The sequence below is a fragment of the Streptomyces sp. AC555_RSS877 genome, from assembly GCF_019049245.1.
In the GTDB taxonomy this organism is placed as follows: Bacteria; Actinomycetota; Actinomycetes; order Streptomycetales; family Streptomycetaceae; genus Streptomyces.
The window spans coordinates 24,012-37,894 of sequence record NZ_JAGMUK010000030.1 but is presented as its reverse complement, the minus strand read 5'-3'; the positions used below and the strand labels follow the sequence as shown (position 1 = coordinate 37,894).

The following is a 13,883-nucleotide window of genomic DNA, read 5'->3' as shown; positions in this document are numbered from 1 at the left end:
CAGTCCCGGTTCCGGTCTTGGACACACAGGTGGGGCGGACCCGGGATCGGGTCCGCCCCACCAAGGTAATGCCCTTGTCAGGAGGCCGGGGAGAATACCGCCGCAGTCCGCCCGGGAACGGTGAAGGTGCCCGATACCTGCGCGTAGGCCGAAGACTTGACGATAGAGTCCGCGCCCGACGCCTGCACCGGGTGCAGCCGGTAACCGCTCCCGGCGAGCGCGTCGATTCGCTGCTCCTGGGTGTCGGGCGTCGCGTTGAACACGACGACGAGGTCACCGAGCGTCAGGGTGATCACACCGGGTGTCTCGTCCGTCCCGGACAGCGGGAAGGAGAGCTTCGACTGCACCTGGCCGGCCGTGTCGAGGGAGAAGTCCTGCTCCGTCGTACGGATCCTCAGCAGATCCCGGTACGCCGCCGAGGCGCCGTCGATCTGCGAGCAGCCGACGCCGACCGAGCCCAACAAGGGCTTGGCGTAGGGCCACTTGGACGCGTTGTCGGCGGCCATGGGCAGTCCGCGGCCGAAGCCGTTGCCGTCCCGGCAGTTCCAGTGGACGGCGTTGAACCAGTCGCCGCTGTCGTAGGAGTTGCGGTCCAGGGACTTGGAGCGGAGCAGGTCGGTGCCCGCCTGGGAGAGGGCGGGGCCCTGCGAGAGGGTGGCCGTCGCCATGGCGAGGACCTGCATCCGGGCGCGGTCGGCGGCGGACGTATCCGCCGGCAGCTTGAAGGCGAGGGCGTCGAACAGCGTCTCGTTGTCGTGCGCGTCGGCGTAGGCGAGGGCGTCGCCGGGCGCGTCCGCGTAGCCGGCGGGGGCGCCGTTGTAGTCGACCTCGGCGCCGGTGACCTCCTTGCCGTCGGTGCCGGTGAAGGTGAACGTCTTGAGGTTGCCGGAGAGCCCCACCTTGATCAGGTCCTGGTAGTGCAGGAGACGGGCCTTCTGCTCGGCCGGAGTTCCGTTGCCCTTGGCGGGGTTGGGGTCGGTGTACAGGCCGGAGGCGAAGCCCTGGACGCCGGGGTCCTCGTCGAAGGGGCCGCCGCCGCGTACGGCGTCACGCGCCCGGTCGGAGAAGGTGGCGATGCCGGTCCCGGCCATGTTCCGCTGCGTGGCCTGCACGAAGCGGGCGTCGTCGGCGATCTCGCCGAAGTTCCAGCCCTCGCCGTACAGGATGATCTTCTTGCCGTCGACGCCGTCCTTGGCGAGGGTCAGCGCGTCGAGGGCCTTGCGCACCGCCAGGATGTTGGCCTTGGGGTGGTGGCCCATGAGGTCGAAGCGGAAGCCGTCGACCTTGTACTCCTTGGCCCAGGTGACGATCGAGTCGACGACGAGCTTGCCCATCATGGCGTTCTCGGTGGCCGTGTTGGCGCAGCAGGTGCTGTTGGCGACCGAGCCGTCGGCGAGCAGCCGCTGGTAGTAGCCGGGGACGATCCGGTCGAGGACGCTGGTGTCCGCCTGGCCGCTCGCGGCCGTGTGGTTGTAGACGACGTCCATGACGACCCTGAGGCCGTCCTCGTTGAGCGCCTTGACCATCTTGCGGAACTCGACGGTACGGCCGGTGCCGTCCGGGTCCGTCGCGTACGAGCCCTCGGGGACCGTGTAGTGGTAGGGGTCGTAGCCCCAGTTGTAGGCGTCCTTCGCGGCGACCGCGGAGACGCATTCCTGCTGCTTGTCCGAGTCGGCCGCGTAGGAGGCCAGGTCGCAGTCGACGGTCGCCTGCTCGGACTTCTTCTCCGGGATGGTGGCGATGTCGAACGCCGGGAGGAGATGGACGTACGACGTCCCGGCCTTCGCCAGCTCGCGCAGGTGCCGTGAGCCGTCGCTGTCCTTGTCGGTGAAGGCGAGGTAGGTGCCGGGGTGGTCGGCCGTGCTGTCCGCCACCGAGAAGTCACGGATGTGCAGTTCCTGGATCTGGGCGTCCTTCAGGGGCACGGCCCTGGGCTTGACCAGCGAGGACCATCCCTTGGGGGCGAGGGCCCGGTCGTCAAGGTCGACGACCAGGCTGCGCTCGGAGTCGGTGGTCAGGGCGAGGGAGTAGGGGTCGGTGACCTTGTTGGTGACGACCTTGCGGACGCTGGGCGCCCAGACCGTCACGGCGAACCGGTAGGCCTTGTTCTTCCAGGACTCGGGGCCGGTGACGGACCAGACGCCGGTGCCGGCGTTCCGCTTCATGGCGACGGTGGATCCGTCGATTTCCAGGGCGACCTTCTGCGCGGTCGGCGCCCAGACGGCCAGCGTGGGACGGCCGTCACGGAAGGTCGGACCGAGCTCGGCCTTCGTCGCCGCGGGGTACAGGTCGTCGAGTACGCCGGCGGTCTGGACGCCCGTCGCGGCCAGTACGGCTCCGTTCGCGGCCCGCTGCGAGGCGACGACCTGGCCGCTCAGCGCCCTGCGCACCCGGTCCCGGTCGCGCGGGTCGACGGACCAGGCGGCGGAGTCCTTCAGGTGCGGGAACCTGGCCTTCTGCGCGTCGGTGAGGGCGATCCTCGCGAGCCTCAGCCATTTCGCTTCCCCCGTCAGCGTGCCCTTGTCGACGGAGACCGAGCCGTCGCGGGAGTACAGCAGCTGGGTGGAGGCGGCCGCCTCGGAGCCGTTCCAGGCGACCGTGTTCCGGTCGATCCAGACCGCCTTGGAGGTGGTCAGGTCGAGCGCGGCGGCGGAACTGGCCGGCTGCGGGAGCAGGTACTTCTCCTGGCCGCTCACGAGCCACACCTCGTGGCCGTTCGCCGTGAGGTCGAGGGACTGGTCGGTGGGCAGGTCCTTCTCGCCGCCCTTGTGGATGATGTAACTGAGGCTGGTGGCACCCTCGGCGAGCGGCACCTCGAAGACCGCGCCGTAGCTGTCGGTCCTCACCGGCTTCAGGGGGTTCGACCAGTCGGTGGTGCTCGCGGCGCCCGTCCAGACGTGCAGGCCCCAGCCTTCGTAGTTCCCGTCGGCGCGGTGGTAGTGCAGGACGGCCTTGGACTTGTCCTGCGCCGGGTAGTCGGGCCGCTCGGTCCGTACGGCCTCCTTGCCCTGCTCGATCCAGATCTCGCCGGTCTTGGTGAGGTCGATCGTGCGGTCGGCGGAGACGTCCTTGGTGCCGTCCTTGTCGATGACGAGGAAGCCGACGTTCGAGGCGCCCGGCTTCAGCTTGACGTAGGCGAAGGCGCCGTACGCGTCCCGCCCGATGAACGGATGACTGTCGGGCCAGTCGGTCGACTCGCCGTCGGCGAGGTCGCCCCAGGCGTACAGGCCCCAGTCGGCGTAGTCGCCGTCGGTGCGCTGGTAGTGGACGACCGCGTAGTCGCGGGAGGAGGCGGAGGGGATCTCCTCGGCGGGCGGGGTGCCGGTGACACCGTCGGCGGTGGCGCTCGCCGTGCGGCCGGCCGAGTCGACGACCACCGCCTTGTAGCGCAGGGCGGTCCCGGCCGGTACGGCCTCGGCGATGGTGTGGGTGACCTTGTACGGGGCATGGTCGGCGGAGCCGAGGGTCTGCCACCTGCCGTTGCCGACCTGGGCGGCGAAGACGGCCCGGCTGAGCCGGCCGCCGTCCACGTCGGCGGTGACCTCGACCGTGCCGGTGGCGCCGGCGGCGGGGGCCTTGAGGGTGATCGTCGGCTTGTCGGCGGGTTCGGCGGGCTTACCGGCCGCCTTGAGGACGATCGCCGAGCCGGCCGGCACGGTGACGGTGAGCTTCTTGTCGGCGTCCGACCCGACCGTGCTGTCGGTGCCGTATATCCCGCGGAACGTCATGCCCGCCGAACCGGTCGCGAAGGTCGCCCGCTTCGCCTCGTCCGCGTTGTTGACGGCCACGACGTACTCGACGCCCGTCTTCGCGTCCGTACGGGAGAAGGCGTAGACGCCGGGACCCTCGGCCGTGTACCGCTGCGTCTGTACGCCGTCCGCGAGCGCCGGGTTGGCCTTGCGCAGCTTCGAGAGGGCGGCGAGCTGCCGGTAGAGCGGTGCAGTCGTGTCGTACGCGTCGTCGGCGTGCGTACGGTCGGTGCCCAGTCGGTCGTCGTCGAGGTAGTCCTCGGTCTTCGAGGCGAACATCGTCTGACGGGCGTCCTTGTCGCCGCCCGCGCCGGTGAAGCCCTGTTCGTCGCCGTAGTAGACGACGGGGTTGCCACGGCTGAGGAACATCAGCTCGTTGGCGAGCCGGTCCTTGGCGAGGAGTTCGGCGTCCGTCGCCTTCGGGTTGTCCTGCCTCAGGAAGTGCCCGATGCGGCCCATGTCGTGGTTGCCGAGGAAGGTGACCTGCTCGTACGCGTTGGCCTTGTCGGTCGTGTACTTGTAGTCGTCGCCGAAGACGGCGGCGAGCTTTTGCGCGCTGCCGCCCTGGGAGGCGTACTGCCGGGCCGCCTCCTGGAAGGGGAAGTCGAGCGTGGCGTCGAGGCGGCCCTGGGTGACGTACGGCGAGGTGATCGACGTGTCGGCGGAGTACACCTCGCCGAACATGAAGAAGTCGTCGCGGCCCTGCTTGGCCGCGTAGGCGTCCAGGGCCGTGGCCCACTGGGTCCAGAACTCCGTGTTGACGTGCTTGACGGTGTCGATCCGGAAGCCGTCGATGTCGAAGTCCCGCACCCAGCGCTGGTAGATCCTCTCCATCCCGCTGACGACCTCGGGACGCTCGGTCCACAGGTCGTCGAGGCCGGAGAAGTCGCCGTTCGTGGAGCTCTCGCCGGCGAAGGTGGAGTCGCCGCGGTTGTGGTACATCGTCGGGTCGTTGAGCCAGGACGGGACCTTCACGCCGCTCGTGACCTTCGGTGTGCGCGGGAAGGAGTCGGCGTCGACCTCCGGGAAGTCCTTCGTCCCCGCGTAGTCGGCGTCGTCGAAGGGTTCGCCGTCCTTGGTCAGGTACGGGAACGCGCCCTTGGAGAGGTAGTCGTAGGACTTCTCCTCGTAGTCGACGACGTCGGCGGTGTGGTTGGTGATGACGTCGAAGAAGACCTTCATGCCCTTGGCGTGGGCCTTGGAGATGAGGGTTTCCAGGTCCTTGTTGGTGCCGAAGTGCGGGTCGACCTGGGTGAAGTCGGTGATCCAGTAACCGTGGTAGCCGGCGGAGGCCTTGGCGCCCTCGCCCTGCACGGGCCGGTTCTTGAAGATGGGGGCCATCCACAGGGCGGTGGTGCCGAGGCCCTTGATGTAGTCGAGCCTGTTGCTCAGGCCCTTGAGGTCACCGCCCTGGTAGAAGCCCTTGTCGGTGGGGTCGTACCCGGTGCTGAGGCGCGAACCGGTCAGGTGGCCCCGGTCGTTGCCGGTGTCGCCGTTGGCGAAGCGGTCCGGCAGGACGAAGTAGAACTGCTCACGGGTGGCGTCGTGCCGGGCGGGCTCGGCGGCGAGCCTCGCGTCGGACGGCGGTGGGGGCGGGGTGTCCGCTCGGGCGGCCAGGGGCTGGACGAGCGCTGCGGCCAACGCGGTCACGGTGACCGCAGCGACCCGGCCGGCATGGGCAGTACGGCGCCTCGGCGGCGTCGGCCATCTCGGTATCACGGACGTGGACTCCTTGCGACGACGGCTGTCTTGGGTCCGACCCCGCGCGACCGTATCGCCGAGGAAAGGCTTACAGCAAGAGTCCTGAAACCTCCGGAAAGAAATTTCAGCAGTTCGACTTGCCCGCGTGGATCGCCAGAGCCGTGCCGGCGCCCAGCGTCGCGGTGAACTGGCCGCTCGAGTTGACCGTCACCGCCGTGTTGTTCTGCACGTTGCAGTACGTCCCCGCGGGCAGCGAGGTCTGGTAGGTGCGGCTCAGGCCGCCCGGCTCGTGGTTGATGGCGACGTAGCCCTTGGCGCCCCGGCCGAAGGCGATGGCGTCGGCTCCGTTGTCCCACCAGTTGGTGACCGGCTCACCGCGCACCGCGTTGCGGAAGGCGACCATGCGCCGGATCTCCGGCCAGGCGTGCTGGCACTTCCAGCCGTCCTGCCAGCAGGCACCGACCGAGCCGCCGTTGGGCGGCCCCGCGTCCGCGTTCGACCACTCGTAGCCGGAGTTGACGTCCGGGGCGCCGTACGGGTGGGCGAGCATGAAGACGTTGGCCAGGGTGTAGTCGGCGCCGTCCTTGTAGTTCAGGGTGCTGCCGTTGCGCTCGGTGTCGTGGTTGTCGACGAAGACGCCGGAGACCGAGCTGTTCAGGTAGCCCCAGCCCTCGCCGTAGTTCTTCAGGTAGGCGAGGTTCTCGTTCTTGAAGACGCGCTTGAGGTCGTAGGCGTAGCGGAACTCCTGGACGTCGCCGTTGCCGGTGTACTCGGCCGGCTGGACGGCCTCCCCGCTTCCGTGGATGACCTCCTGCTTCCAGTAGACGGACGTGTTCGTCAGCCGCGACCTGATGTTCGCCAGGTCGGCCGCCGGGATGTGCTTGGCCGCGTCGATGCGGAAGCCGTCGACGCCGTGGCCGAGCAGGGAGTTCAGGTAGCCGGCGATGGCCGAGCGGACATAGGTCTCGCCCGTGTCCAGGTCGGCGAGGCCGACGAGTTCGCAGTTCTGGACGTTGGCGCGGTTGGTGTAGTCGCTGATCGTCGCCGTGCAGTCGTCGAAGTCGTACGAGGAGTACAGGCCCGGGTAGGTGTACTTCGCGTACGACGAACCCCCGGTTCCGGTGCCGCCGCCCGCGGACATGTGGTTGACGACCGCGTCGACGACGACCTTCACACCGGCGGCGTGACACGTGTCGACCATGCTCTTGAAGGCGGTGGCGTCACCCAGCCGGCCGGCGATCCGGTAGCTGACCGGCTGGTACGACGTCCACCACTGCGGGCCCTGTATGTGCTCGGCGGGCGGGGAGACCTGGACGTAGCCGTACCCGGCCGGGCCGAGCGTGCTGGTGCACTCCTTGGCGACCGAGGCGAAGTTCCACTCGAAGAGGACGGCGGTGACGTCCTTGGTGCCGGGCGGCGCCGCCTGTGCGGTGCCGGCGGGGCCGACGACTGCTGCTGCGGCGCCCGCCACGAGGGCGCATGCTCCGGCTAGGGCTCTTCTGGCCATGTGGGGTTCCTTCTCCGTTGAAGGTTCTTGCTGAAAGCTTGCAAAGCCGTGCGGTGCCGCAGATCGTAGAGGCCCGCCTCCCGAAGCGGAAGGCGGGCCTCTGAGGATTCCGGAAACCTTGTGCGGGGACGGTCAGTTGGCCGTCCACCACACCGTCGTGTCCGCCGGCAGCTTCGCCTCGCCGTCCGTCTCGGCGATCTCGCCACTGGCGATGAGCAGGCGGCCGTACGCCGGAGTGGTCACCGACCCGGTGCCGGTGTTGGCGACGCACACGAACTCGCCGCGGCGGAAGGCGAGGACGCCTTCGGGGGCCTTCAGCCACTCCACACTGTCGCCCGCGCCGAGGTCGGGCTGTTCGCGGCGGGCGGCGATCGCGGAGCGGTAGAGCTCCAGGGTGGAGCCGGGGACACCGGTCTGGGCCTCGATGCTCAGCTCGCCCCAGCCCTCGGGCTGCGGCAGCCAGCTGCCGCCCTCGCCGAAGCCGTACGAGGATCCCTCGCGCGTCCACGGGATCGGCACCCGGCAGCCGTCACGGAAGCCGTCCTGGCCGGCGCCCCGGAAGTATGCGGGGTCCTGGCGCACCTCGTCGGCCAGGTCGACGACGTCCGGGAGGCCGAGTTCCTCGCCCTGGTAGACGTACGCCGATCCGGGCAGCGCCAGCATGAGGAGGGTCGCGGCCCGCGCCCGGCGCAGGCCGAGTTCACGGTCGCCCGCCGTGCGGATCTGGGTGCCGAGGCCGGGCGGGTTGGCGAAGCGGGTGGCGTGGCGGGTGACGTCGTGGTTGGAGAGGACCCAGGTGGCGGGGGCGCCCACCGGGCGCATCGCCTCCAGGGTGCGGTCGATGACCGTCCGCAGTTCCGCGGCGTCCCAGTCGGTGGCCAGGTACTGGAAGTTGAAGGCCTGGTGCAGCTCGTCCGGGCGGACGTAGTTCGCGGTGCGCTCGATGGTCGGGGTCCAGGCCTCGGCGACGAAGATCTGCTCGCCCGCGTACTCGTCCAGGATCGTCCGCCACTGGCGGTAGATCGCGTGCACTCCGTCCTGGTCGAAGAACGGCATGACATCGTTGCCCAGCAGCTTGAGCTGGCCGTGGGATCCGAGGTCGGGCAGGCCCTCCGCCTTCACCAGGCCGTGCGCCACGTCGATGCGGAAGCCGTCGACGCCCATGTCGAGCCAGAAGCGGAGGATGGAGCGGAACTCGTCGCGGACGGCGGGGTGGTCCCAGTTGAAGTCGGGCTGCTCGGGGGCGAAGAGGTGCAGGTACCACTCGCCGGGGGTGCCGTCCGGTTCGGTGACGCGTGTCCACGCCGGGCCGCCGAAGATCGACTCCCAGTCGTTCGGCGGGAGCTCGCCCGTCGTGCCCTTGCCGGGCCGGAAGTGGTAGCGGTCCCGCAGCGGCGAGCCGGGGCCTTCCGCCACGGCCCGCTTGAACCACTCGTGCTGCTCGGAGGAGTGGTTGGGGACCAGGTCGACGATGATCCTCAGGCCCAGTTCGCGGGCGTCGCGGATCAGGGCGTCGGCGTCGAGGAGGTTGCCGAACATGGGGTCCACGGCCCGGTAGTCGGCGACGTCGTAGCCGGCGTCGGCCTGCGGGGAGGCGTAGAAGGGGCTGAGCCACACGGCGTCCACGCCGAGGTCGCGCAGGTACGGAAGTCGGGTGCGGATGCCCTCCAGGTCGCCCATGCCGTCGCCGTTGCTGTCGGCGAAGCTGCGCGGATAGACCTGGTAGATCACCGCCTCGCGCCACCAGTCGCGGCGCTTGACGACGGTGGCGACAGCCGCTTCAGAAAAGGGGGTCGGGGCCGGGTCGGCGGAGTGCTGCTGGCTCATGGCGTCCTTGATGCGTAACAGGTTTTCGGTCATGGAGGCTTACGTGGGTAGGGCGGCGGGTGACGAGGCGGCCGCGGTGCCTGCGGGGTCGGATGGACACCGCGGCCGCCACCCGCGCGCTCAGGCGCGCGGGAGTCGTGACGGAAGGGGCTAGCCCTTCGTGCCGCCCGCGGTGAGGCCGGTCACCAGGTTCTTCTGCACGAAGTAGAAGAACGCGGAGACGGGTATGGCAATCAGTACCGCGGTGGCGGCCATGAGATTGCGCTGCGCGTCGTGCTCGCTGACGAAGGTCTGCAGACCGACGGCGAAGGTGTACTTCGTGTCGGACAGCATGAACGTCGCGGCGAACGCGACCTCGCCGAAGGCGGTGAGGAAGCTGTAGAAGGCGGCGACCGCCAGGCCCGGCTTGGCGAGCGGCAGGATCAGTCGCGCGAACGTGCCGAAGGGGGTCAGCCCGTCGACCCGTCCCGCCTCGTCGATCTCGAACGGGATGGTGTCGAAGTAGCCCTTCATCAACCATGCGCAGTACGGGACCGTGGTCGTGCAGTACACCAGGATGAGACCAAGGTAGCTGTCGATGAGCTGCAGTTCCGACAGGATCTGGTACATCGGCACCATCAGGACGGCCACCGGGAACATCTGTGTGACCAGCAGCACCCACATGAACTTCCGGTAGCCCGGGAAGCGCATGCGCGAGACCGCGTAGCCGGTGGTGGCGGAGATGACGACACCGATGAGCGTGGTGCCCAGGGTGACGATCATCGTGGTCTGCAGCCAGTCGAAGAACTTCGTCTCCTGAAGCACGAACGTGTAGTTGTCGAACGTCATCTTGCCCCAGATGCGCCCGGGATGCAGGTAGTCGTCCTTGTCCGGGCCGAGGGACAGGAAGACCAGCCAGGCGACCGGGAAGAGCGCGATCAGGCTCGCGACGATCAGGATGCCGTGGGAGACGAGGCGGGCGGCGGGGGTGCTCTCGCCCCGCTTGGTCCCCTTCCGCGGCGAGGCGGCCATGGAGCCGTCCTTGTTCACCGGGGCGGAGGTCTCGACGGTGGTCGTACTCATGGTGACTCCTGCCTCAGATCGCGAGCTGCTGGTCATTGCGGTTCAGCCAGCGGCGGTAGAAGGAGGTGAAGACGATCAGAATGGCCAGCAGCAGGATGCCGTAGGCCGCCGACTGCGCGAAGTCGCGCGGCTGCTGTCCGAAGCCGAGGTAGTACGCCCAGGTGACGAGGATCTGCGCGTCGGGGGCGGTGTTGCCGAACAGCAGGAAGATGATCGCGAACTGGTTGAAGGTCCAGATGATGCCGAGGAGGACGACGGTGGAGCTGACGGACCTCAGGCCCGGCAGGGTGACGTACCTGAAGCGCTGCCAGGCGTTGGCGCCGTCCATCTCGGAGGCCTCGTACAGCGAGGTGTCGATGGACTGCAGGCCGCCGAGCAGGGACAGCATCATGAACGGCACACCGCACCAGGTGTTGACCATGATCGCGGAGAACCGCTGCCAGAAGGTGTCCTCCAGCCACAGCGGTGTCGGCAGATGGAGGGTGTCCAGGAAGGAGTTGATGATGCCGCCGTCGGCGAGCATGAACCGCCAGCCGAAGACGGTGACGAAGGTCGGCACGGCCCACGGCAGGATCAGGACCAGCCGGTAGAAGGTGCGGCCGCGCAGCTTCTGGTTGAGCAGCAGGGCGAGGCCCAGGCCGATCGTGTAGTGCAGGGTGACGCACAGCGCGGTCCAGACGATCGTCCAGATGAAGTGCGACCAGAAGCGGTCGTAGGCCGTGTCGCCCCACAGGATGTCGGCGTAGTTGTCGAGGCCGATGAACTTGTAGGTGGCGTCGATGTGGTTGACGCCGATCGTGCGGGCGGTGTTGAGGCTGTTGGCGTCGGTGAGCGTGAGGTAGAGGCCGTACGCCAGGGGGTAGAGCACGAGGACACCGAGGACGACCACCACCGGGGCGATCATCGCGTACGCGTACCAGTGCTTCTGGTAGCCGCGCCGCAGGCGCCGGCCCAGCCCGGACCTCGGCTCGCGGTCACCGCGGCGCTCGCCGGTCGCGCGGTCGATGGCGACTGTCATTGCTTCGACACCTTCTTCGACACCTTCTGGAAGATCTTCGGTCCGCGCGGCCTGCACGGCCTGGCCACAGGCCGGTGGCCGCCGGATCCCTCCCCCGGTTCGCGGGGGATCCGGCGGCCACTCGGGGTCACTTGCTGAAGTCCGGGACCAGCTTGGCGATCGCGGTCTCCGCGGTGCCCAGGCCCTTGTCGAGGGACGTCTTGCCCCCGGCGATCTGCGGCAGCTCGGTGTCCAGCGGACCCCACAGGGAGCTGTACTCGGGCAGCGCGGGGCGCGGCTGGGCGGCGGGCAGGACGCCCTGGAAGCCGGCGATGCCCGGGTCGGCCTTGACCTCGGCGGTATAGGCGTCGTCGCGGGTCGGCAGGGTGGAGTTCTTCAGCGCGATGCTCGCCTGGGACTTCGCGGAGGTCATGAAGTTGACGAACTTCAGGGCCGCCTTCTGGTGGGCGGAGTCCGAGCCGGCGTACACCGAGAGGTTGTGGCCGCCGGTCGGGGCGCCCGCCTTGCCGGTGGAGCCGGCCGGGACGGTGGCGATGCCGAGGTTGTTCCTGTCCTTGAAGGCGGTGCCCTTGTAGAAGTTGGTGATCTCCCACGGGCCCTGGATGATCGAGGCGACCTTGCCGCTGACGAACGCCTCCTGGATGTGGGCGTAGGCGTCGGCGGTGGTGTCGGCCTTGTGCAGGCCCTTGCCGTCGAACAGGCTCAGCCAGGTGCCGTAGCCCTTCTTGGCGGGCGCCGAGTTGACGGTGACCTTCTTGGCGGCGGCGTCGACGGTGTCGGTGCCCTCGCCGTGGAGGAACGTCTGCGCGTAGTACGCCTGGGTGGAGCCCCAGTAGCCGTCGACGCCCGTCTTGTCCTTGATCGTGGCGGCGGCCTTCTTCAGGTCGTCCCAGGTCTTCGGGGCCTCGACACCGGCCTTCTCGAAGAGCTCCTTGTTGTAGACCAGCGCGAGGGTGTCGGTGACCAGCGGCACGCCGTAGGTCTTGCCGTCGTACTTGGCCTGCTCGATCAGGTTGGGCTGGAACTTGCTCTCGTCGGCGAGGGCCTCGGTGCCGTCCAGCGGCAGGAAGTAGCCCTTCTTCGCGAAGGCGGGGGTCCAGCCGACCTCGGAGCGCAGGATGTCCGGGGCGCCCTTGGAACCGGCGGCGGTGTCGAACTTGTTCTGCGCCTGGTCGAAGGGCACGTTGACGTACTTGACCTTGACGTCCTTGTGAGCGGCCTCGAACTCCTTGATCAGGGCCTGGTACGTCGGCGCCTCATTGGTGGCGTTGGAGGTGTCCCACCAGGTGATGGTGACCGGACCGTCGGCCGAGTCGCCGCCGTCACTACCGCCGCAGGCCGTCGCCGCGAGGGCGAAAGACGCCATCAACGCGGTGGCCGCTATGCCACGCCGCATGAGTTCTCCTTGAGGGTGAATGCCCGTGTACTCACAGAAGACGGCCCCGTCTGCCGCCCCTGTCGACTTGCCGACTGCGCCGCTGCCGTCGCCGGGCGTCGCCGAACGTAACAGCGATGTAAGCACCGCCGAAAGAGCTTGCAGCAAAAAAGTGCAAGACGTGCCGAGAGTTATGCCGCCGTGACCTCGTGTCGACCACCGCGAGACCCTGGGAGCCCGGGTTCCGCGCAGTCCAGCGGGTACGGAGACAGCTGTGCAAGACTCTGCAAGCTCTTGCCACACGTTTCACCGCGCGGGATCATCTGTTGCGGACCGGGCGCTGACGAAGGACACGAGGGACCGCGATGAGGCAGCAACCCCCTGCGGGCCGTTCAACCGGCCGGGCAAGGCGATCGATCGGTGTGCAGGGCGAGGGCCGACCGGTACAGTCCACCCCTGTGACCACACGGCTTGCCGACATCGCCGCTCAGGCGGGGGTGAGCGAAGCGACCGTCAGCCGCGTCCTCAACGGCAAGCCGGGCGTCGCCGCCACCACCCGCCAGTCCGTGCTGGCCGCCCTCGACGTCCTGGGCTACGAACGCCCGGTGCGTCTGCGGCAGCGCAGCGAGGGCCTGGTGGGCCTGATAACCCCGGAGCTGGAGAACCCCATATTCCCGGCGCTGGCCCAGGTCATCGGCCAGGCGCTGACGCGGCAGGGCTACACGCCGGTGCTCGCCACCCAGACCCCGGGCGGTTCCACGGAGGACGAGCTGACGGAGATGCTCGTCGACCGGGGCGTGGCCGGCATCATCTTCGTCTCCGGTCTGCACGCGGACACCTCCGCCGACATGCAGCGCTACGACCAGCTGCGCGGTCAGGGCGTGCCCTTCGTGCTGGTGGACGGCTTCTCGCCGAAGGTGCAGGCGCCGTTCATCTCCCCCGACGACCGCGCGGCCATGACCCTCGCCGTCACGCACCTGGTGTCGCTGGGCCACACGAGGATCGGGCTGGCGCTCGGCCCCAAGCGGTTCGTGCCCGTGCAGCGCAAGATCGAGGGCTTCGTCCGCACCATGCAGGACCAGCTGGGGCTGGGCACGGAGGCCATCGAGAAGGAGTTCGTCCAGCACTCCCTCTACACCCTGGAAGGCGGCCAGGCGGCGGCCGCCGCGCTCATGGACCGCGACTGCACGGCCGTGGTGTGTGCCAGCGACATGATGGCGCTGGGTGCGATACGGGCGGCGCGGCAGCGCGGCCTGGACGTCCCCAAGGACGTCTCGGTCGTCGGCTTCGACGACTCCCCCCTGATCGCGTTCACCGACCCGCCGCTGACGACGATCCGCAAGCCGGTCCCGGCGATGGGACAGGCGGCGGTGCGCACCCTCCTGGAGGAGATCGGCGGGACGCCCGCCCCTCACAGCGAGTTCGTGTTCATGCCGGAACTGGTGGTGCGCGGCTCGACCGCCTCGGCCCCCGGGGAACGCGGACGCCACTGAGACGCACGGCTCGTACGCTCGTTCCAGCTCGTTCTCAGGGTGGAGCAAACGGCCTGCGGCAGTGCGCTGGTAGGAGTTTTCATGAGTCTTCCGGGTGTAGGACGTGCAGCCCGGACCCGACCGGGGGATGATCGGTGGGGTATCCCTTTTC

7 protein-coding genes are annotated in these 13,883 nt (G+C 68.8%); 1 reads left to right on the top strand and 6 read right to left on the bottom strand.

The genetic code is table 11. The features are described from left to right. Nucleotides 1–77: 77 nt before the first annotated feature. The 6 genes from pulA to KUM49_RS13835 all read right to left on the bottom strand — a co-directional run bounded on the left by pulA (nucleotide 78) and on the right by KUM49_RS13835 (nucleotide 12,260). Complete coding sequence (gene pulA, locus KUM49_RS13860; RefSeq protein ID WP_217237114.1) at nucleotides 78–5,468, bottom strand: pullulanase-type alpha-1,6-glucosidase; 5,391 nt, start codon at nucleotides 5,466–5,468, stop codon at nucleotides 78–80. A gap of 106 nt (nucleotides 5,469–5,574) precedes the next feature. Further along, entirely contained in the window at nucleotides 5,575–6,957 is a 1,383-nt protein-coding gene (locus KUM49_RS13855; protein ID WP_217237113.1) for an alpha-amylase family protein, read from the bottom strand. Nucleotides 6,958–7,089: 132 nt separating this feature from the next. Beyond that, nucleotides 7,090–8,784 carry a glycoside hydrolase family 13 protein gene (locus tag KUM49_RS13850; RefSeq protein WP_217237312.1) on the bottom strand — a complete coding sequence of 565 codons (1,695 nt, stop codon included), beginning with the start codon at nucleotides 8,782–8,784 and terminating at the stop codon, nucleotides 7,090–7,092. A 150-nt stretch (nucleotides 8,785–8,934) separates the two neighbouring features. After that, complete coding sequence (locus KUM49_RS13845) at nucleotides 8,935–9,846, bottom strand: sugar ABC transporter permease (protein ID WP_217237112.1); 912 nt, start codon at nucleotides 9,844–9,846, stop codon at nucleotides 8,935–8,937. Between the two features lie 13 nt (nucleotides 9,847–9,859). Next, nucleotides 9,860–10,864, bottom strand: coding sequence for a carbohydrate ABC transporter permease (locus tag KUM49_RS13840; RefSeq protein ID WP_217237111.1), 1,005 nt, complete (start codon nucleotides 10,862–10,864; stop codon nucleotides 9,860–9,862). Between the two features lie 127 nt (nucleotides 10,865–10,991). Next, on the bottom strand, nucleotides 10,992–12,260 hold the full coding sequence (locus KUM49_RS13835; RefSeq protein WP_217237110.1) for an extracellular solute-binding protein: 1,269 nt from the start codon (nucleotides 12,258–12,260) through the stop codon (nucleotides 10,992–10,994). A gap of 437 nt (nucleotides 12,261–12,697) precedes the next feature. On the opposite strand from KUM49_RS13835, the gene KUM49_RS13830 reads away from it, so the two are divergent. Continuing rightward, nucleotides 12,698–13,732, top strand: a complete 1,035-nt coding sequence (locus KUM49_RS13830) for a LacI family DNA-binding transcriptional regulator (RefSeq protein WP_217237109.1) — start codon at nucleotides 12,698–12,700, stop codon at nucleotides 13,730–13,732. The last annotated feature ends 151 nt before the right edge of the window (nucleotides 13,733–13,883 follow it).